The following is a 17,384-nucleotide window of genomic DNA, read 5'->3' on the forward strand; positions in this document are numbered from 1 at the left end:
GTCCGGGACGATTGACTCTCGCAGTCCCGCTACGTCATGGAGCATAAAAGCATGAAGAAGTCTTTACTGGCACTCGCGCTGCCAGGGGCATTCGCCTTGTCCGCACACGCGCAAAGCAGCGTCACCCTGTATGGCGTGATCGATACCGGCCTCGTGTATGCGAGCAACCAGGGCGGTCACAGCAGTTGGCAGGAAACCAGTGCCGCCACCGAAAACACGGTGTATGGCCTGAAGGGCTCCGAAGACCTCGGCGGCGGCCTGCACGCCATCTTCAAGCTGGAAAACGGCTTCAACCTGAATAACGGCAGCCTCTATAACTCAGGTGATGCCTTCGGCGAGCAAGCTTATGTCGGTGTGCAGAGCGACCAGTTCGGCACCGTGCTGCTCGGCCGCCAGTTCGATACGTTCAACGACGTGATGGGTCCGATCTCGGCCGCCGGCAACGGCTACGGCGGCAACCTCTCCGCGCATCCGTTCAACAACGATAACCTCGCTGCGGACTCGATGAGCATCAACAACGCGGTGAAGTTCACGAGCAACACCTACGGCGGCTTCACCGCCGAAGGCATGTACGCCTTCAGCAACAAGGCCGGCGGCTTCGCGAACAACCGCGCCTATGGGTTTGGCGCAACCTACGCGCACGGCCCGTTGAATCTGGCGGCAGGTTACCTGCAGCTCAACAACGCCGGCGGCGGCGTGAGCGGCACGAACCAGAACGGCGCCGTCGCACTCGGCGACGGCAGCGCCGACTTCGTCGCGCAACGTCAGCGCATCTGGGGCACGGGCGGCAACTACACGTTCGGCCCGGCAACGGTAGGCCTGCTGTGGACGCACTCGCAGATCGACAACATGTCGAGCGTATTTGCCGGCGGTGACGGTTACGTCAGCCTCGGCGGCGGCCTGCGCCTCGATAACTACGAAGTGAACGCGCGTTATTCGCTGACGCCGAGCCTGAGCCTCGCCGGCGCCTACACCTTCACCGACGGTTCGTATGGCAACGGCGGCGCCAGCGCCTCGCCGGAGTGGAATCAGTTCACGCTGCAGACCGACTACACGCTCAGCAAGCGGACTGATGTCTACCTTGAAGGCGTGTATCAGCACGCTCATGGTGCGGCAGCCGGCTCGGTGCTGGGCGACGCAACGATCAACACGCTGTCGCCCTCGGCAACCGCCACGCAGGTTGCTGTGACGGTGGGTCTGCGCCACCAGTTCTAGGCGCATCGCGCTTGAGCAAGAAAGGCCGCGCGCCAGTCGCGGCCTTTCTTACATCTGTGCGGCAAACGTTTGCCACCGTGAAAGGTGCGGGAATGCTCCGTATGCCTCATAATCACGCGCGCCCGGAATCTTCCGGGCTACGTAACGGGGCCCATATAGCGGACGCAAGTGGCAATCCGCACCGTCACGCCTCGCCCGTCTTTCTTCTCTTCGAACTGGCAATATGTTTTCGTCACCCCAACTCGGCGCCGGCCTGATGGCGCTTGCCGGCTTGCTGGCGCCCGTCGCGAGCTACGCGCAGCAGGCCACGAGCAACGCGGCGGCAACCCCGGACTGGACGGTGACCCTGGGCGCCGAAGCGCAATGGGAACCGGCCTATCCCGGCGCGAACTTCATGCGGCTCAGGCCCTTTCCTGCGTTCGACATCGAATACAAGAACCGCCTGTTCGCCAAAGAAGACATGCTGCTGGGCGTGTATTTCGTCAACAACGCCAACTGGAGCGCGGGCCTTGCGCTTCAGTACGACTTCACCGAGCGCGAGACGAGCGACGACATCCGGCTGCGTGGGCTGCAAAATGTACCGGCCACGCCGCGCGCCAAGCTCTTCCTCGACTACACGCTGTCGGCACTCACGATATCGACCTCGGCTGCCCAGGATATTGGCGGCAACCGCGAAGGGCTGGTGGTTGACGCCAATGCCACCGCCACGCTGCCAATCGGCAAGAAGCTGTATCTGACCGCGGGGCCGGGGGTCACGTGGACCAACGCGACCTACCAGCAAACCTGGTTCGGCATCACGCCGAGCCAGAGCGCGGCATCGGGCTTGCCCGTGTACGACGCGCACGGCGGCGCTGCCACCGGGTACATCACGCTCGAAGCGGACTATCTGATCACCAAATCCTTGACCGCCACCCTTGAGATGAAATTCGCCCGCCTGTACGGCAATTCCGCCTCAAGTCCGATCACGCGACGGGTTCAGCAGAATACGGACACCCTCGCGCTGACTTACACGTTTTAAGCGGGACCGCTGCACAAAATTGTTGAGTACCCCCAAACCTCCCGCTGTGCGCCGCCCCTCCTGAGTGAGACGCAAAAATCGGGCGCAGGCGCCGCGTTTTCTTAAGACTGCCGCCAGGAGAACCGATCCCGTCAGGCATCGAATGCGATACCATTGGCGCCCAATCGTTAAATTAAGCGTGCCGCAAAGCACGCAGTGCTGTGAAAATTCAAAACGCCAAAAGATGGGCGCCGCGCGGTTCCCGAGCCTGGCTCGCCGCGTTGCTGGCCCTGGCGGTGGCAAGCGGGGTACGTCTGCTACTCAGTCCCTTCATCGGTCCGGCCATGCCCGGGGCATTTTTCTGCGTCGCCGCCGCGCTGATCGAGTACTTTTTCGGACTGGGGCCGGCTCTGACGGTCATGCTGGTGGGACTCGTGATTGCGGACTATCTGTTCGTGCCGCCTTACGCCGACTTCACGACCTTCGATCGCGCCGACCTGATGCTGCTCATCTCGTACCCGTCGCTGACGATCTTCGTGATCTGCCTGATCGAGCGCCTGCGCCGCGCGCAGTTTCGCGCCGAACTGTTCGCCTCGGTTGCCAAATCGCGGTATGAAATGCTGCTGCGCGCCGACAATAGCCGCGCACTGCGGCGTCGCACGATCGACGAAACGCATCGTCTGCTGCGCCATCTGCCGCACTATCACGACACCATCATCCTGATTCAGGCGCTCGACCGCAAAGCAACGCTGCGCACCGACGTCGCCCTCGCGAGCGGCGCCATACACAGCTTGCCGCACACCTCGGCGCCAGGCAGCCGCTTCTCGGCGGTGCATCCGGCAGATATCGCGCGTCTGCAAAACACGCTGACGCCAGGCAGCCACCGCTTGCGCATCAAGAGCGGGGACCACAGCTATAAGCCTGTCGACTGCGTCGGCGAGCGGTTTACGACCCATGCCGGGGACTTCCTCGTGCTGCGAATCGAGGATTGAGCGTTGGATCGAGCCAAACACATACTTCAGGAAGGTGGCGAGCACGCCGTGCTCATGCTGCACGGCCTGTCGAGCTCGCCGCTCGAAATGCGCTTTCTGGCGCGTCATTTGAACAACGAAGGATTTACCGCCTTCGCGCCGGTGCTGGACGGCTACAGCGCCGGCTCGAGCGAGCGCGGCATGCAGGCGTGGATCGATGCCGCCGTGCGCGAATTCGACGCGCTGGCAGAACGCTATGCGCGCGTTTCCGTCTGCGGCCTGTCGGTCGGTGCGGCGTTGGCGCTGGCCGTGGTGAGCAGGCGGCCGAATGCCCACGCGCTGGTATTGCTGTCCGTCACGCTCTCATATGACGGCTGGGCGATTCCGTGGTACCGGTTTTTGCTGGGGTGGGCCTATTACACGCCGCTGCGCAGCCGCTGGCGTTACCGTGAGGCATCACCGTTCGGCCTGCGCAACGAGGCGCTACGCGCGAAGATCGCACGCGCCATGCAGCGCAACGGCATTAGCGAAGTGGGACCGTCGACCATCTCGCTGCCCGCGCTGCGGGAAGCGAGCCGCCTCGCCAAGCGCGTGCGGGCGAGCCTGGCGGAGATCTCGACCGACTGCCTGATCATTCATGCTATCGACGATGAAACCGCCAACCCGCGCAACGCCCATTACGTGGCAACGCAGATTGCCTCACCGTTTCTGCGCACGATCTATCTCGACGACTCGTATCACATGATCACCTCGGACAACGAGCGTGAAATCGTCGCCGAGGAGACTGTGGCGTTCCTGCGTGAGAGCGAAGCTGCGCGCGGCATCGGCAGCGGCGCGGAATCGCAGGTGGTATCGAAAGCGCTGGCTAGACGCTTGAGGCAGTTGGCCGCGCTGGGGAATTGAGGCAGCGGTTGCGGGTCGGGGAAACGCGTCATCCCAGCCGCTCACCCAGCAACCACCCGCCCATCTCGACCCATCCAGCCGAATGCGTAAACCCGTGTCACCGGGCGGGCTAACGCAGCAGCTGCGCAGATGATGCCTGGCATCGGCAAATCGAGAACCTGCCAGCGCAGGGGACCGGCCGTATCGACGAAGAAGGGGCTGGCGTCGTGCCGCAACACGGCAGCATCGGCACTCAGCACGCCCGCTCCCGCTGCCGACAGACTCGCATGGCGCACCCGGCTGCGCGTTTCCAGTGGCGGCAGTGCCAGCGCCGGCTCACCAGGCGCGTTGTCGGGCAGCGTCGGAACGCTGGTGGCGAGCCCAAGCGGGCTGCTGCTGACCCCCACCACAATCCAGATCCCCGCATAGGCGATGGCAATCTCGATCGAGCCGCACGCACCATCGCGGACCAAACGAGGCTGCCCGTCCTCGTCGTCCTTGAGCGCCACTTCACCCGGCGCACAGCCGATCACGTCCGCGAGAATTTCGCGCATCACCGCACGGCCCACCACAAAGCGTTTGGCTAGCGCAGGATAGGGATGACTCCTGACGCGCGCCTGCTCCGCTTTCGAAAGACACGCATAGGCGGCGTCCTTCGGGATGGACTGCCATTCCGGGCGAAAGCGCCATAGCAGCAGCTCGCCGTCTTTGGGCAGCGGGACACCCGCAGCGTGCCGGTAAGCGAGGCGGCGAGGAATGAACTCGAATTCGGGAGCAAAGCGCACGGCGTGAACCGGCCGGACGCTGCGGGACGGTGCGGCGGTTTCATCCGCGAGGGCAACTGAAGAATTGAACGGCATACGCTGACTCTTCAGTGCATGTAGGTGACGCGGCGAGAACGGACCTGGATCACGAGTCCCGCATCGAGCAGCGCAATCGCAAACCAGCGCACGATTTTCAACACACCGCTGACGGCCCACTCGGGCAGCCAGTCGTTGAGCAACTCGACTGCAGCGTCGCCGCGCACCCGCTGCAGCAGCGCGATGGTCTGCAGCAAGGAGGCTTCGTCCTTGGCGAGATCGCTTGCGCAGCGGCAACGCGTATCGATGCGGCGGTAGGCGCACCGTCGCAGCAGGCGCATCAGGAGATCGAAATAAAGCATGCCGTCGACGCTCAATCCGGCTTCGGTGAGTACGTCGCGCCAGTTGCCGTTGCGGCCCTGTGCGTCGCAACGTGGGCGCAACCATGTGCGGACCGCGTTCAACACAGTCTGTTCCGCTTCGTTCGCGTGCGAAGTGGAGAAATCGTCCAGCAGCGAATGGGCCGCCGCCGATGAGCTATGGAAATTCATTGGACCTCCGTTCAGGGAGAGGCCGGCAGCCGGCACCCGTGGGCGATCGCAGCATCCGCGGCATGCGGGTGGGCGATTCGCTGGGCGGGAATACGTTCAGCGGAAGCGAGTAAGGCGGGTGAAAGCATGCGCAGGCAAATCAAAGTGGTGAGGCATGCTGAATCATCGGATAATTTGAGCATAATTGCAAATGATTCGCATTTGCAATTATGCTCAATGACTATAAATCGTGTGAAACATGCGAGAAATGGTGGGGGTTTCAGGAGGCGGCGCTGCGATGCGCGTGGAATCGGCGTGGATCAAATCCCGTAGCGTGCGAGAAACTCATCCTGCGTCATCCGGTAGGACCGGTACGGCGCGTCGGCGTGGATACCCGCGTCGCCCACGAACTTCAGCCCGAGCTTCTCTGCGACGCGGACGGACCCGATGTTCTGTGGATGAATATCGGCAATGACCTGCTGCAAGCGCATCTGCGTGAAAGCGTATTCGAGGATGGGCGTTGCCGCTTCCGTGGCATAGCCGCGCCCCCATGCGGCCCGATTCAGACGCCAGCCGATTTCGATATCCGGGCCCACGCCGTCAGCGGGAATCAGCAAGATCCAGCCTAGAAAACTTGCGGGGGCATCTTTGGCGAAAATCGACCAATAGCCGAAGCCCGGTCCGAATGACCGTTGAATGCGCTCGGTCAGAAACCGCTCGTGCGCCTGCGGGTCGTGCCACGGACCCACAACGTATTGCGTGACCTGCGGATCGCGGTCCATCGCGAGACAGGCATCGAACTCGGCCATTGAGCGGGGACGCAGCAGCAGACGGGGCGTATCGAACGTGGGTAGATGAGGCTTCAATGGTCCTCCTCGCCTTGATGCGTGGTCTGGTTGAGCAGCGGTATGCAGCACCTCGGGTTATCTGCCGCCGGGCAAAGCCTTGCCGGGCACGCGGAAGGAATAGTGAAATTCGTCGCTGACCGAGCCTTTGAATTCGTCGGCGTGTTCGATGAAACGGGTTAGCACGAAGCCCAGTGACTCGACCAACGCAATCGACGCAACGTTGCGCGTGTCGATCGCCGCCACGATCTCGTCGAGCTCGAAGCTTGCGACGACCTGCCCCATGGCGGCGGCAACCGCCTCCGCCGCAATTCCCTGCCGCTGATAGTGCGGGAAGACCAGGTAAGCGACGAAGGCGTGCCGCTCGGCCGGCGTGATCGTGAACTGCACGTAGCCGTAGAGCTTCGACTCGCTCGCCGAGGCGATGACCCAATTGAGCCAGACCTCCTGACAGTCAGGCGAGAACTGGCCTTCCATGAACCGGTATCGCTCCGCCAACGCGCTCACACTGACGGGCGGCATCTCCGGAATGAACGCGTAGCTGCGAGCGTCGCTCAAACCCTCGAACATACGCCCGGCATGTTCGGCCCGAAGCGGATACAGCACGAAGCGGCGAGTGTGAACCACCTCCGGATAAGGTTGCGGCGTCTCGGTCATAGGTCTTCATGTTTGATATGAACCCGTATCGTAGACGCATTACCCGGTCCAGGCATGCGCGCGTTCGCATCGCCTCAACATCGCCCTTGCTCTTTTACACTCTGTCGTATAGAGTTCTCTAAAATCATACATCAGGAGTAAACATGCCACTGTCCTCTGAGCAGGCATCCCAAGCCCTGCGTGAACTCGAAGCTGTTACGCAGCGCAGCGGACAACTCTATCGCTACCAGCGGTTTGCACCCATGCTGGTGCTGTGGGGCGTGATCTGGTTAATCGGCTTCTCGTTGAGCCATTTTTTCCCCATCTATGTTTTGTGGATCTGGACCGCGCTGGATATCATCGGCGTGTTCGCGTGCATCTATCTAGGCAGCAGAGGCAAACGGGACGCCTCCAATAGCACATCATGGCGCTGGCTTGCGTCTATCTGCAGCATCATGGTGTTTTATGTTGTTGTGCTAAATATCATGCAGCCGGTTTCCGGTCCTCAGTCCGCGGTCCTGATTTCTCTGATTGTCGCGCTCTGCTACGTCCTGGGCGGCGTGTGGATAGGCGCGCGATTGGCGGTCACGGGGATCGCCGTCGCGGTACTCACCCTCGTTGGCTTTTACATGCTTCCGGCTTATTTTCTCCTGTGGATGGCCGTTGTCGGTGGCGGCGCGCTGATCCTTGCAGGTGTCTGGTTGAGGACTGCCTGAATGGATCAACTTGACGAAACCATCCATCAGCCGGTTCGGCTCAAGATCATGGCCGCGCTCAAGGCGTTGCCGAATCGGGAAGCGATTGAATTTGTGAGGCTGCGCACCGTCGTGGGCGCAACCGAAGGCAATCTTGGCGCCCATCTCACCACGCTGGAAAAGTGCGGCTACATTGAGATCACCAAGGATTTTGTCGGTAAGAAACCGCGCACCCGGATAGCCATGACCACAGTGGGCCGGCGCGCTTTCGAACGCTATGTCGATTATCTGCGCGGCATTCTCGACGGTTCGGCCTGACGCGCCTCGCCTGGTGGACCTTGCGCGCGAGGTTGAAACGCCGGGGGCTCAGAATTCGACCAGGGCGAAATCCTCTTTGCCCACATCGCACAGCGGACAACGCCAATCGGCCGGCACGTCGGCCCAGCGCGTTCCCGCAGCGATGCCCTCTTCGGGCACGCCGGCCGCCTCGTCGTAGATCCAGCCGCAAATCACGCACACCCATTGCTTGAATTCGACGGCGGACGACGCATCACGCGTGCCGCCGGATAAACCCGTGTCGGCGCACGACGGCCCGTTCGAGGATTTCGTCTCATCGAGGCTCACGACGAGCGGTGCCGCGGTTCCAGCACTGTCCGCGGCCAACCGCGTCTGCAGCGTGTGCAGAAGCGCCTGAGCCTCTTCACGCGTCAAGTCGATCCAGTAGGGATCTCCTGCGCCGTCGTTGAGCCGTTCAGGAGCAAACTGAATCTCTAAGGCAACACCTTTCTTATACATGGCAAATCGAAACGGGGATGAAGCCGCAACCCATGCGGCGGACGACAATTATCCCCTTGTGCGCACGGCCGATTCGCTACGCCACAGAGATGCACTGTTTCCTGCCGGTATCTAAAGAGGCGCCTTCTCTTGGCTGACACGGGTGCTGTACGACCCCAGCAGCACTTGCCACCATTGCCCATGACGCACGAGGAAAATGCCGTCCGGGAAGTGATGGCGCGCAACATGCTCTTGCGGCACAGTGTCCCAGCCACGATGCTCGACGCTTACGCGTGTCTCGTCGCCCACTGCTTCGAAGCGCACTTCCACATGTGTCTGCTGCCCCGCTGAGAAACTCGCCTGGGCCCAGCCGAAGGCAAGCCGCACACCCGGCTCCCACGCTGTGACACGACCGACCTCGAACACGCCCCCATTCGGCTGCGTTTCGATCAAACGGCCATCGGCCGTGCCTTCAAACGACAACATGCCCGCGCCCTGCCGCGTGAACTGAAACAGCGAATTGGGTTGCCACCACAGCGCGATATCGCGTGTGAAAACTTCAAACGCCCGTTGCGGCGTAGCAGCCACACGCACCGAGACCTGCACGCGCGAGCTCATGGCTGCCGCTCCAGGTGCGCCTTGAACGCCAGCAATTGCGACGACCACAGTTGCTCGGTCGCTTCGAGCCACGCTTTGAGTTCGTTCATCGGTGCGGCTCTCAGGACATAGAGGCGCACGCGTGCATCGACGCCGTCGTGCGACTCCTCGATCAGTTCGCTTGAGCGCAACACGCGCAAATGCCGGCTCATGGCTTGCGGACTGAGGCCGGCTGCCTGTGCAAGCTCGCCCGCGCGCATCGGCCGCTGGCTCAGCAGATCAACCACCTGGCGCCGGCTCGGGTCAGCGAGTGCGGCCAAGGTCCGGTCTAGCGACGCACTGGCAGGTAACGCCATCGGCTCACACCCATCCGTCGATCTTCAGACCCGTGGCTTGCTCGGCCTCTTCGCGCGACACCTTGCGCACGGTCTGGCCAAAACTCCAGACATGTCCCTCAGGATCACGTGCGGCGTAGACGCGATCGCCATAGAACTGGTCTGCCGGTTCACGCGTGATCACCGCGCCGGCTGCGCGCGCCCGGGCGCAATGCGCGTCGATACCGTCATCCAGTTGCACGTGTACCGACTGCGTGTTCTTGCCGCCGAGAGACTGCGGGCTTGCCATATCCTCGGTCCATGCGCGGCAAACCATCAGATAGCCATTGCCGAAACGCATTTCCGAATGAGCGAGCTGGCCGTCGTTGTCCGTAACGACAAACTGGCGCTCGAAGCCGAAGGCTTTCTCAAGCCAATCCAATGCGGCAAACGGGTCACGGTAATACACAGCAGCACCCAGTGACGGACGGGAAGGCGCGTCGCTCATGGCAGGCTCCTTTGATAAACCATTGAGTTAATATTTAACACTATAGTTAAGCAAAATGGGATGTCAAGGACAGCGGCGGAACAAGGTCAGGCGGATCGTGCGCGTTTGCGCGGCTTCACCAGTCTTTCCACTACGCCTCCGGTGACATCCTTGAATAGCGCGACGTTGCCATACGCCCGCGCAGCAAGCATGGCGCCGTAGACCAGCGACACGAGCGTAGCAGCCTCGGTTTGAACCGATGAATCCAGTTTGATGAGGTCGTTTTTCACCCCCGACTCGAACACCTGTTCGAGCCACAAGGTCAGGCTATCGAAGAACGTTTTCACCACCTGTGCCACGTCCTCAGGCAGCGAAGGGAGCTCGGCGCCAAGCATGCCCGCTACGCAGAACGGAGCCGTGTCGTCCGCAATGCAGCGCTCCCAATGGCCGATGTAGGCACGCAGCTGGGCGATAGCGTCGGCGCCGCTCGCCTGAAGTGACTCCACGTCGGCGTCAAATGCTTCCCGCCACTCGTTCAGTACCGCGATCACGAGATCTGTTTTAGCGGGGAAGTGGTGATGAATGCTCGCCTTGCGAATGTCGATCGCTTCTGCGATGTCGGCATAGCTAAAGCCGTGATAGCCACGCCGCATGATGAGTTGCCGTCCCGCCGCAATGATCCTGTTTGCGGTCAGGTCTCCAGTTGCTGTCATTTAGCCTACCATCTAGTCGGTTGAATTCCAGACAGTCTACGCGGTGTGGGGTCCAATTTCCAGCCTCAAAGATTTTCTTGCATTTAAGCCATCCTACTAGTAGGATGATTACATCGAACAGGCAATGCCCTGTCGAGTTCACAGTTAGCTCACTCATTTACGTAATCAGTCACCTTAATTTCTGGAGCATGAAAATGAAGATTTCCTCATACGTCACCCGCATCGCCGCTGCCGTTGCCCTTTCCGCCGCCGCCCTCGGCTCGCAGGCCGCCACGGCTGCGCCGGTCAAGAACGTCGTCCTGGTCCACGGGTATTTCGCCGACGGCTCGGGCTGGCAAGCCGTGTCGAAGATCCTCACGCGCGACGGCTACAAAGTCTCCGTGGTGCAGGAGCCGGAGACCTCGTTCGACGACGACGTGAAGGCAACCACCCGTGTTGTCGATGCGCAGGACGGCCCGAGCATCCTCGTCGGCCACAGCTACGGGGGCGCGGTCGTGACCGAGGCCGGCAACGACGACAAGGTCGCGGGTCTGGTCTACGTGGCTGCGTTCCAGCCGGACACGGGCGAAACCCCGCTCGAGCTGACCAAGAAGATGCCGCCGGCAACCACGGCCATCAAGGCGACCACCGACGGCCACCTGTACATCGATCCGGCCAATTTCCATCAGGACTTCGCCGCCGACCTGCCCGCAGCAGTTGCCGGCTTCATGGCGGTCTCGCAGGTGATGCCAGCCGCGCAATCGTTCGGCGTTCCGATCACGCACGCAGCGTGGAGAACGAAGCCGAGCTGGGCAGTCGTGGCAACCGCGGACCGCGCGATCAATCCCGATCTGGAACGCTTCATGACCCAGCGTGCCGGCAGCAAGACGGTTGAGATCAATTCGAGCCACGTGGCCTACATGTCGCATCCGGCCGAGGTTGCGAAGCTGATCGAGCAGGCCGCAGCACAGTCCAGCAAAGAATGACAAAACGTGATGCGCCGCCTTCGGTCGAGGTATTGGCCGAGGCGGCCGAGTGGAATGTCGCTCGTCAGACGCTGAATGAGCTCCTTAGACCTACCGGTCAGGAGCAGCTCGGTTGCAACCAGTCCGAGCGCAACTGCGTTGACCGTCACACCGCCTCGCCAGCGCAGCTCCGATACCTTTGGACGCGCCCGTCACAATTGCCGTTCGAATCCGATTCATGTGCTGTACTCCTTATCTTTAAGCTTGCCGGTCACACCGGAGCCAGATTTCATCTGTGGTTAAAACAGCTCTCGCCATTTTTCCTGTTGCATGTCCGCTCGCGTGTTGACCTCGATCAGCACACCACCGGGCGCACGACAAAAGAACCGGGATCCGCGCGTGTTGTTGAAGACGCCTGTCTCCATCTGAACGCCGCCCTCCAGGAATTCTCCATACAGGGTTTGGACCTCCTCCAGGCTGTCGACCTCGAGGCCGAAATGGAAGTTTTTGGGCCAAACCGGCACTTCCTCGGCGACATGCTCCAGGACAATATCGAAGCCATTCCGCTTGAGCAGGCGGTGTTCGCCGGCGGCGACGATTTCGCAGCCAAGGTACTTTTCAAAAAAGGCAGCCGTCTCGGCCACGTCAGTAGTGGGGAAGCTCAGGTGGTTGAGCTTCGCTTCTTTACGAAGGTTCATGATCGATCTCGCAGAAAGGTTGAAAGGTGCGGTGGAGTGAGTGATGACCGCTTCAACACCATGTGGCGGTTTCGGTCGTGCGACATTCCACGGAACCTATTTTGCGAGTAATTGCTCGATTTTTAAACTCGCATTGGGCACTGGCCCAGACCTGGCGGGAATCCCAGTCATGGCGGGGGTTTATACGTCTGCCTTGCTAAAAATATGAACAATTACTCGTATTTCCGAAGCCATCCGGACCGCGCCTCCTGGCTCTGAAGGGGGATGCACACGGCAGTCACTGGATGAGACTCACGAAGGCAGCCTCAGCGGCTCGGGAAGGTGCTTATTCCCGGCTACGAGACTTTGGGGGCAGGCGATCCACGATTCCCAGGTATCCAAACAGGGCGCGGCCGACACGGCGTTCCAGATCTCCACGGTCCGATTCGCCACGCTCTCCGGCGCCATCTACGATGGCGCGAATCACGGCAACCAGGTCCTCGGTCGAGGTCTCCATGTCTGGCTGCGGTGGAATATCGTCACGGACAAGAATCTGCCGGATCACTTCGCCAAACGCGGCCTTGGATGTCGCCAGCTCCCGGGCAATGGCAGGCCGGCCTTCTTCGAAGTCAAGCGCACGGGCAAGCGCGGGGCGACGCAGTTGCTGGTGAACCGAGACGGCAATCAGGTACTTCAATGCCTTTCGACCCGTAGGCTCGTTCAAGGCGCCTTCGGCCTCTGCAAAGAACACAGCCCGTTCCCGCTTGCTAAGGGCAACGATGAGCGCGTCCTTGTTGGGGAAGTATTGATACAGGGTGCCGACGCTGACCCCCGCTCGCTGCGCGACGAGATTGGTGTTCAGCCCGTCAAATCCCCTGGTTTCCAGAATTAGGGCCGCAGCCTCGAGAATGGTAGCAACGGTTTGTTCCGCGCGGGATTGCTGCGGAATCTTTCGCGGCTTTAATGATCGGCGCTTGCTTGTCGTCACTCTGCGACCTGATGAAAACGAGTATTAGCTCGGATGGTACAGCGTTCGCTTTCGGCCTAACCCCGGACTTCACGTCCGTTTGCCGGCGGGGGGTGTAAAGAAGAATGATTTTCGTTGCCAGTCTCATTAGCGTCGCATTTTCGACCACCGTCTATCCTACGTGTAAGTGTGTTCGAGGAGACGGGAGGGGGCATGCAAGCCGATCCGAAGGTTATCGAATATCTAAACGCCGAGTTGAAGAACGAACTGACGGCCATCAATCAGTATTTTCTGCATGCGCGGCTCTACAAGCACTGGGGTCTCGAAGGACTCGGCAAGCACGAATATGACGAATCCATCGAGGAGATGAAGCATGCGGACAAGTTAATCGAGCGCATTTTCATGCTTGACGGCCTGCCCAACCTGCAGGACTTGCACAAGCTGCTTATCGGCGAGGAAACACGCGAGGTGCTGGAGTGCGACCTCAAGCTCGAACGGTCTGCCCAGGCACAGTGCAAGGAGGCAATCGTCTACTGCGAATCGGTGAGAGACTTCGTGTCGAGAGAAATTTTCGTCGAGATCCTCGACGACACCGAGGATCACATCGACTGGCTGGAGATCCAGCTCAGCGTCATCGACAAGGTCGGAATCGAGAACTATCAGCAATCGGCCATGGATTCGCCCGATTGAAGCTCAGACGGGCAGCGGGGGCACAAAGGCCATTGGTCTACCCGTCACCCCAGCGCGTTCAGATCTGCGGACTAGGCTCTGCCTCATCGAAACGCTTCACCCGATAAATCACCAGCGAGACAATCCAGCTGACGGCAAAGATTCCGATGATGATATAGCCGAGCACGCCGAAGTTATCATTTAGCGAACCAATCGCGTCCCAGACTGCGCCCTTCAGCTTCAACTGGTCGGCGAGCAGGCCAAGCGCCTCGATACCGCCAATCACGACAGCAACTACGATCGATACGAGCGTGATCGTCATGTTGTAGTAGATCTTGCGCAGGGGCTTCTGGTAGGCCCAACCATAGGCGCCCAACATCAGGTGACCGTCCAGCGTGTCGATGAGCGACATGCCCGCGCTAAAGAGCACGGGGAACACCATGATCGCCCACGGCGAAAGACCCTTTGCCGCCTGGGTGGCCGCAATGCCGAGCAGGCCGATTTCGGTGGCGGTATCGAAGCCAAGGCCGAACAGGAAGCCGATCGGATACATTTGCCAGCTACGCGTCACAAGGCGAAACAGCGGACGGAAGATTCGTGCAAGGAACCCGCGGTTGGCAAGCAGCATGTCGAAATCGTCATCGACGTATGCTCCCCCGCTGCGCACGTGGCGCCACGCACGAAAAATGCCACGCAGAATCAGGAAGTTCATCAGCGCGAGGGCAAACAGGAAGAGCGCCGAAACGATCGTGCCAATAATCCCGCCGATGGCCTGAAAGTTGTCGAAGCGGTCCTTCATCGCGCTGGTCGCGAGCGCGACGGCGACAGATGCCAGCACAACGACTGTCGAGTGGCCGAGCGAGAAAAAGAATCCTACCGCGACGGGGCGTTTCTTTTCCTGCATGAGTTTGCGCGTGACATTGTCGATGGCGGCAATGTGGTCAGCGTCAACAGCGTGCCGCAGACCGAAGCTATAGGCGAGCATTGCCGTACCGAGCAGCACGGGGTAGTTGTGGAAAGCGACAAGCGCCCATACCCAGGCGAGGACATTGATGGCGATCAGCACGCCATAAATGCCGAACAATTTGCTTCGGACTTTCGAATCCGAATCGTTGAAAATCTCGATTAGCCGATCATACATATTGGAATTCCCGGAAATGACGCGTTCCGTGTCAGGTAGAAAGGAGGACACTGCAAGGTCTGACTCCGGGGCAAGTCCGAAACTACGACCCTCCCGATACAGTGGCGCGACCGCGCCGGAATCTCACCGGCTTCCCGCTGTGTCCGCGTATATATACCACCAGTTGGGGCTTATACATCGCCGAAACCGAAAAGTCGATTCCTTGCAAGTCGTGGGGGAGAGCAAGACTATCGAGCGGCTTCAGTGTGCTGTTCAGCGCACGAAGTTGGCTCCACCCGCAACCGTGTACTGTCTTCCGGATTGGGCGCGATGAACGGCGCGTCCGTGACTTCCCGCATCTGATCGACATCGAGCGAGCTGCTGAGACTTGCATCTGTAGCGGCCCTACATGCGGCAAACAGACGCGCAAACGCGGAAAGCCAGTCTGAGAGGGATGTCTACGAAATGGCCCGATCTTCTCCCCAAACGCGAAACTTCGCCTTGCGCTACCATGCCCGGCATGATGCCCAGTCAGGTAGCCAGTCTCATGCCCGCTTTTCTCTCAACACGTCTTCGTCAGCTTCGACGTAGTCTTCTCGTGACCCTTGTCACGCTCGGTTCACTTGGCGCTATGGCGCTTCTCTCCGGCTGCGGCCAGAAGGCACCTGCGTTTGACAACCTGGACATCACTGGCAACAGCCAGTTCGGCCACGATTTCACCTTGGCCGATGCGAATGGCAAGATGCGCTCGCTAGCCGATTACAAAGGCAAAGCCGTCGTGATGGTATTCGGCTATACGCATTGTCCCGATGTGTGTCCGACGACCATGGCCGAACTGTCGCAGGCCATGCAGCAATTAGGCGCCGACGATGCGAAGCGCACCCAGGTCCTGTTCGTGACGGTCGATCCGCGACGCGACACCGGCGCTTTGCTCTCCCAGTATGCGTCCGCATTCGACCCGTCGTTCGTGGGCCTGCGGCCAGCAAACGACGCACAACTGAAACAGGTCACCCAGGACTTCCACATTTACTACGCGAACGTGCCGGGCACCACGCCCGACAACTACACGATGAACCACACAGCGGCAAGCATGGTGTTCGACCCAACCGGCAAACTGCGCCTCTACGTCCGGGACGGGCAGGGCGTCGCCCCTTGGGTCCATGACCTCAAGCTGTTGCTCGGCTAAGCCGCGAACCAGCCGCAGAATCCGCCTGCAAACTGCGGCGATGGGTCATTTCAAGTGATAGACTAGCCGCGGATATCCAGTATCGAAACCATGTCTCCCCGCACCCGCAAACACCTGACTGCCTGGCTTGGCCTGATCGCCATGTGGCTCATCGTGCTCGCGCCGCTCGTGAGTCAGCTGGTCGTGTCAGCCCGGTCGGACGACCCCGCTGCGGCCACACTGTGTTCGGCAACGCAATCCACCGCCGATAGCGCACACGTCAACCATGGCGATCCGCTCGCCGCGTGCGGCTATTGCGACCTTCTCGCCAACCATGTCGCCATTCCCTCGCTTCCCGGGTTCCCGCTAGCGTTTGTCGCGCTGCTGCTTATCGTGGCCGCGCAGGCGCTTTCAACCCGCTTCACGCCACCCGGCATCTTCCCCTCTGGCCGTCCACGCGCGCCACCCGCTTTTTCTCAATTCAACCAGTAACAGCACAGCGACGTTCTACACAGGACGAATCGCGGCTGCGCCACGTCGATAGGCTGACAGGCTGAAAACGCTCCGAAGCGTGAACCCTGATAGGCAATGCCTGCCCGGCTTTGCCTATCGGGCGAGCTTTGCGGGCAGGCCTGCGCCACGTGGCACAACAACCTCACACTTCCACTACTTCAGGAGATAGGACCATGAATCAAACCCTCAGAGCCCTGGCTACGATTCCGCTCTGTATGGTGTCCCTCGCCGCGCTGGCGGCCCCATCCGGATCGCTGATGGTATCCGACTGCTGGATTCGCTCCATGCCGGGCGACTTGCCGTCCGGAGGCTACTTCAGCGCCATGAACATGAGTAACACCCCCGTGGATCTCACAGGGGTTGAGACGGACGCCTTCGGGATGGCAATGCTGCACCAGACTCAAAGCAACGGCAGCATGTCCAAGATGGTCATGGTAGACAAGGCTACCGTGCCCGCGAACGGAACGCTGACGTTCTCCCCAGGCAGCTACCACGTCATGCTTGAGAAGCCGAAAAAGCCGCTCAAGATCGGCACTTCGATTCCTCTGACTTTCGTCTTCAGCGACGGAGAAAAGGTGACGGCTCAATGTGTCGTCAAGAGCCCCGGCACGATGGCGCAATGAAAGGCACCGTGGCGCGACCGGCGCGCCACGAAGGCTTTGTCTATGTGTACTTGAAGGCGAGTTCGTCGATGGCGCGCCCGTCTAAGGCGACCCCGTCTAGGCCACCCCATCGAAACTCGCTTCAGATGAATCAGGCGACCCGTGAGCGGCGCAGGAAAGCCGGAATCGAACTGACCACGTCCGGCTTGCCCGCGTTGCCGGCGATATACGGGCTCCACGGCTGCGCGCGGATAGCCGTCTTGGTCCGCCA

At 60.7% G+C, this 17,384-nt stretch carries 23 protein-coding genes, 1 pseudogene and 1 riboswitch; of the genes and pseudogenes, 11 read left to right on the top strand and 13 right to left on the bottom strand.

The annotated features are described in order from the left end of the window. Nucleotides 1–51: 51 nt before the first annotated feature. The 4 genes from FFS45_RS32550 to FFS45_RS32565 all read left to right on the top strand — a co-directional run bounded on the left by FFS45_RS32550 (nucleotide 52) and on the right by FFS45_RS32565 (nucleotide 4,086). The gene (locus FFS45_RS32550; RefSeq protein ID WP_137958752.1) at nucleotides 52–1,215 is read left to right on the top strand and encodes a porin; all 1,164 of its coding nucleotides are present in this window, start codon (nucleotides 52–54) and stop codon (nucleotides 1,213–1,215) included. 223 nt (nucleotides 1,216–1,438) lie between these two features. Beyond that, nucleotides 1,439–2,233, top strand: coding sequence for a MipA/OmpV family protein (locus tag FFS45_RS32555; RefSeq protein ID WP_137958753.1), 795 nt, complete (start codon nucleotides 1,439–1,441; stop codon nucleotides 2,231–2,233). Between the two features lie 200 nt (nucleotides 2,234–2,433). Further along, the gene (locus FFS45_RS32560) at nucleotides 2,434–3,204 is read left to right on the top strand and encodes a DUF4118 domain-containing protein (RefSeq protein WP_137958754.1); all 771 of its coding nucleotides are present in this window, start codon (nucleotides 2,434–2,436) and stop codon (nucleotides 3,202–3,204) included. A 54-nt stretch (nucleotides 3,205–3,258) separates the two neighbouring features. Next, nucleotides 3,259–4,086 carry an alpha/beta fold hydrolase gene (locus tag FFS45_RS32565; protein WP_137958773.1) on the top strand — a complete coding sequence of 276 codons (828 nt, stop codon included), beginning with the start codon at nucleotides 3,259–3,261 and terminating at the stop codon, nucleotides 4,084–4,086. Between the two features lie 41 nt (nucleotides 4,087–4,127). On the opposite strand, the gene FFS45_RS32570 is transcribed toward FFS45_RS32565, so the two are convergent. From FFS45_RS32570 to FFS45_RS32585, 4 genes are all read right to left on the bottom strand, one after another. Further along, on the bottom strand, nucleotides 4,128–4,925 hold the full coding sequence (locus FFS45_RS32570; RefSeq protein ID WP_137958755.1) for a hypothetical protein: 798 nt from the start codon (nucleotides 4,923–4,925) through the stop codon (nucleotides 4,128–4,130). Between the two features lie 11 nt (nucleotides 4,926–4,936). Then, nucleotides 4,937–5,416: a hypothetical protein gene (locus FFS45_RS32575; protein ID WP_137958756.1), complete on the bottom strand. Its 480-nt coding sequence runs from the start codon at nucleotides 5,414–5,416 to the stop codon at nucleotides 4,937–4,939. Between the two features lie 299 nt (nucleotides 5,417–5,715). Beyond that, nucleotides 5,716–6,261 carry a GNAT family N-acetyltransferase gene (locus tag FFS45_RS32580; RefSeq protein ID WP_283204779.1) on the bottom strand — a complete coding sequence of 182 codons (546 nt, stop codon included), beginning with the start codon at nucleotides 6,259–6,261 and terminating at the stop codon, nucleotides 5,716–5,718. 57 nt (nucleotides 6,262–6,318) lie between these two features. After that, nucleotides 6,319–6,897, bottom strand: a complete 579-nt coding sequence (locus FFS45_RS32585) for a GNAT family protein (protein ID WP_137958757.1) — start codon at nucleotides 6,895–6,897, stop codon at nucleotides 6,319–6,321. A gap of 143 nt (nucleotides 6,898–7,040) precedes the next feature. Here FFS45_RS32585 and FFS45_RS32590 point away from each other — a divergent pair, with 143 nt between their 5' ends. Together FFS45_RS32590 and FFS45_RS32595 are read left to right on the top strand one after the other, a co-directional pair. Next, on the top strand, nucleotides 7,041–7,592 hold the full coding sequence (locus tag FFS45_RS32590; protein ID WP_137958758.1) for a YfhO family protein: 552 nt from the start codon (nucleotides 7,041–7,043) through the stop codon (nucleotides 7,590–7,592). Further along, the gene (locus FFS45_RS32595) at nucleotides 7,593–7,889 is read left to right on the top strand and encodes a transcriptional regulator (protein WP_137958759.1); all 297 of its coding nucleotides are present in this window, start codon (nucleotides 7,593–7,595) and stop codon (nucleotides 7,887–7,889) included. 48 nt (nucleotides 7,890–7,937) lie between these two features. Here the strand turns inward: FFS45_RS32595 and FFS45_RS32600 are convergent, their stop codons facing one another. The 5 genes from FFS45_RS32600 to FFS45_RS32620 form a co-directional block, all read right to left on the bottom strand. Next, nucleotides 7,938–8,366, bottom strand: coding sequence for a rubredoxin (locus FFS45_RS32600; RefSeq protein ID WP_137958760.1), 429 nt, complete (start codon nucleotides 8,364–8,366; stop codon nucleotides 7,938–7,940). Nucleotides 8,367–8,477: 111 nt separating this feature from the next. Next, nucleotides 8,478–8,963: an SRPBCC domain-containing protein gene (locus FFS45_RS32605; RefSeq protein WP_137958761.1), complete on the bottom strand. Its 486-nt coding sequence runs from the start codon at nucleotides 8,961–8,963 to the stop codon at nucleotides 8,478–8,480. Continuing rightward, entirely contained in the window at nucleotides 8,960–9,262 is a 303-nt protein-coding gene (locus tag FFS45_RS32610) for a metalloregulator ArsR/SmtB family transcription factor (RefSeq protein WP_249363020.1), read from the bottom strand. The genes FFS45_RS32605 and FFS45_RS32610 overlap by 4 nt, the downstream gene beginning before the upstream one ends. Before the next feature lie 40 nt (nucleotides 9,263–9,302). Further along, on the bottom strand, nucleotides 9,303–9,764 hold the full coding sequence (locus FFS45_RS32615; RefSeq protein ID WP_137958763.1) for a VOC family protein: 462 nt from the start codon (nucleotides 9,762–9,764) through the stop codon (nucleotides 9,303–9,305). 86 nt (nucleotides 9,765–9,850) lie between these two features. Beyond that, nucleotides 9,851–10,456, bottom strand: coding sequence for a TetR/AcrR family transcriptional regulator (locus FFS45_RS32620; RefSeq protein ID WP_137958764.1), 606 nt, complete (start codon nucleotides 10,454–10,456; stop codon nucleotides 9,851–9,853). 194 nt (nucleotides 10,457–10,650) lie between these two features. On the opposite strand from FFS45_RS32620, the gene FFS45_RS32625 reads away from it, so the two are divergent. Next, nucleotides 10,651–11,421 carry an alpha/beta hydrolase gene (locus FFS45_RS32625; RefSeq protein ID WP_137958765.1) on the top strand — a complete coding sequence of 257 codons (771 nt, stop codon included), beginning with the start codon at nucleotides 10,651–10,653 and terminating at the stop codon, nucleotides 11,419–11,421. Between the two features lie 32 nt (nucleotides 11,422–11,453). Here FFS45_RS32625 and FFS45_RS42550 read toward each other — a convergent pair. The 3 genes and pseudogenes from FFS45_RS42550 to FFS45_RS32640 form a co-directional block, all read right to left on the bottom strand. Next, nucleotides 11,454–11,579, bottom strand: a pseudogene (locus FFS45_RS42550) (3-ketoacyl-ACP reductase); the annotation flags it as partial. Nucleotides 11,580–11,699: 120 nt separating this feature from the next. After that, a complete protein-coding gene (locus FFS45_RS32635; protein WP_137958766.1) occupies nucleotides 11,700–12,098 on the bottom strand; it encodes a VOC family protein in 399 nt (132 codons plus the stop codon). A 325-nt stretch (nucleotides 12,099–12,423) separates the two neighbouring features. Then, nucleotides 12,424–13,065: a TetR/AcrR family transcriptional regulator gene (locus FFS45_RS32640; protein WP_137958767.1), complete on the bottom strand. Its 642-nt coding sequence runs from the start codon at nucleotides 13,063–13,065 to the stop codon at nucleotides 12,424–12,426. Between the two features lie 192 nt (nucleotides 13,066–13,257). Here FFS45_RS32640 and bfr point away from each other — a divergent pair, with 192 nt between their 5' ends. Next, the gene (gene bfr, locus FFS45_RS32645) at nucleotides 13,258–13,734 is read left to right on the top strand and encodes a bacterioferritin (protein ID WP_137958768.1); all 477 of its coding nucleotides are present in this window, start codon (nucleotides 13,258–13,260) and stop codon (nucleotides 13,732–13,734) included. 58 nt (nucleotides 13,735–13,792) lie between these two features. On the opposite strand, the gene FFS45_RS32650 is transcribed toward bfr, so the two are convergent. Beyond that, nucleotides 13,793–14,854, bottom strand: coding sequence for a HoxN/HupN/NixA family nickel/cobalt transporter (locus FFS45_RS32650; protein ID WP_137958769.1), 1,062 nt, complete (start codon nucleotides 14,852–14,854; stop codon nucleotides 13,793–13,795). Nucleotides 14,855–14,888: 34 nt separating this feature from the next. Continuing rightward, nucleotides 14,889–15,033, bottom strand: a riboswitch (cobalamin riboswitch). A 347-nt stretch (nucleotides 15,034–15,380) separates the two neighbouring features. On the opposite strand from FFS45_RS32650, the gene FFS45_RS32655 reads away from it, so the two are divergent. From FFS45_RS32655 to FFS45_RS32665, 3 genes are all read left to right on the top strand, one after another. Continuing rightward, nucleotides 15,381–16,019 carry an SCO family protein gene (locus FFS45_RS32655; protein WP_137958775.1) on the top strand — a complete coding sequence of 213 codons (639 nt, stop codon included), beginning with the start codon at nucleotides 15,381–15,383 and terminating at the stop codon, nucleotides 16,017–16,019. 90 nt (nucleotides 16,020–16,109) lie between these two features. Continuing rightward, nucleotides 16,110–16,490, top strand: coding sequence for a DUF2946 domain-containing protein (locus FFS45_RS32660; protein ID WP_137958770.1), 381 nt, complete (start codon nucleotides 16,110–16,112; stop codon nucleotides 16,488–16,490). A gap of 194 nt (nucleotides 16,491–16,684) precedes the next feature. Continuing rightward, nucleotides 16,685–17,134, top strand: a complete 450-nt coding sequence (locus tag FFS45_RS32665) for a copper chaperone PCu(A)C (RefSeq protein WP_137958771.1) — start codon at nucleotides 16,685–16,687, stop codon at nucleotides 17,132–17,134. Nucleotides 17,135–17,384 lie beyond the last annotated feature (250 nt).

This window comes from Burkholderia sp. 4M9327F10, from assembly GCF_005503145.1.
Taxonomy (GTDB): domain Bacteria; phylum Pseudomonadota; class Gammaproteobacteria; order Burkholderiales; family Burkholderiaceae; genus Paraburkholderia.

What these genes read in the sequence shown, in the direction of transcription:
- FFS45_RS32550 (WP_137958752.1), top strand. Translation starts at nt 52, where the DNA reads ATGAAGAAGTCTTTACTGGCACTCGCGCTGCCAGGGGCATTCGCCTTG.
- FFS45_RS32555 (WP_137958753.1), top strand. Translation starts at nt 1,439, where the DNA reads ATGTTTTCGTCACCCCAACTCGGCGCCGGCCTGATGGCGCTTGCCGGC.
- FFS45_RS32565 (WP_137958773.1), top strand. Translation starts at nt 3,259, where the DNA reads ATGCTGCACGGCCTGTCGAGCTCGCCGCTCGAAATGCGCTTTCTGGCG.
- FFS45_RS32570 (WP_137958755.1), bottom strand. Translation starts at nt 4,925, where the DNA reads ATGCCGTTCAATTCTTCAGTTGCCCTCGCGGATGAAACCGCCGCACCG.
- FFS45_RS32575 (WP_137958756.1), bottom strand. Translation starts at nt 5,416, where the DNA reads ATGAATTTCCATAGCTCATCGGCGGCGGCCCATTCGCTGCTGGACGAT.
- FFS45_RS32585 (WP_137958757.1), bottom strand. Translation starts at nt 6,897, where the DNA reads ATGACCGAGACGCCGCAACCTTATCCGGAGGTGGTTCACACTCGCCGC.
- FFS45_RS32590 (WP_137958758.1), top strand. Translation starts at nt 7,041, where the DNA reads ATGCCACTGTCCTCTGAGCAGGCATCCCAAGCCCTGCGTGAACTCGAA.
- FFS45_RS32595 (WP_137958759.1), top strand. Translation starts at nt 7,593, where the DNA reads ATGGATCAACTTGACGAAACCATCCATCAGCCGGTTCGGCTCAAGATC.
- FFS45_RS32600 (WP_137958760.1), bottom strand. Translation starts at nt 8,366, where the DNA reads ATGTATAAGAAAGGTGTTGCCTTAGAGATTCAGTTTGCTCCTGAACGG.
- FFS45_RS32605 (WP_137958761.1), bottom strand. Translation starts at nt 8,963, where the DNA reads ATGAGCTCGCGCGTGCAGGTCTCGGTGCGTGTGGCTGCTACGCCGCAA.
- FFS45_RS32615 (WP_137958763.1), bottom strand. Translation starts at nt 9,764, where the DNA reads ATGAGCGACGCGCCTTCCCGTCCGTCACTGGGTGCTGCTGTGTATTAC.
- FFS45_RS32620 (WP_137958764.1), bottom strand. Translation starts at nt 10,456, where the DNA reads ATGACAGCAACTGGAGACCTGACCGCAAACAGGATCATTGCGGCGGGA.
- FFS45_RS32625 (WP_137958765.1), top strand. Translation starts at nt 10,651, where the DNA reads ATGAAGATTTCCTCATACGTCACCCGCATCGCCGCTGCCGTTGCCCTT.
- FFS45_RS32635 (WP_137958766.1), bottom strand. Translation starts at nt 12,098, where the DNA reads ATGAACCTTCGTAAAGAAGCGAAGCTCAACCACCTGAGCTTCCCCACT.
- bfr (WP_137958768.1), top strand. Translation starts at nt 13,258, where the DNA reads ATGCAAGCCGATCCGAAGGTTATCGAATATCTAAACGCCGAGTTGAAG.
- FFS45_RS32650 (WP_137958769.1), bottom strand. Translation starts at nt 14,854, where the DNA reads ATGTATGATCGGCTAATCGAGATTTTCAACGATTCGGATTCGAAAGTC.
- FFS45_RS32655 (WP_137958775.1), top strand. Translation starts at nt 15,381, where the DNA reads ATGCCCGCTTTTCTCTCAACACGTCTTCGTCAGCTTCGACGTAGTCTT.
- FFS45_RS32660 (WP_137958770.1), top strand. Translation starts at nt 16,110, where the DNA reads ATGTCTCCCCGCACCCGCAAACACCTGACTGCCTGGCTTGGCCTGATC.
- FFS45_RS32665 (WP_137958771.1), top strand. Translation starts at nt 16,685, where the DNA reads ATGAATCAAACCCTCAGAGCCCTGGCTACGATTCCGCTCTGTATGGTG.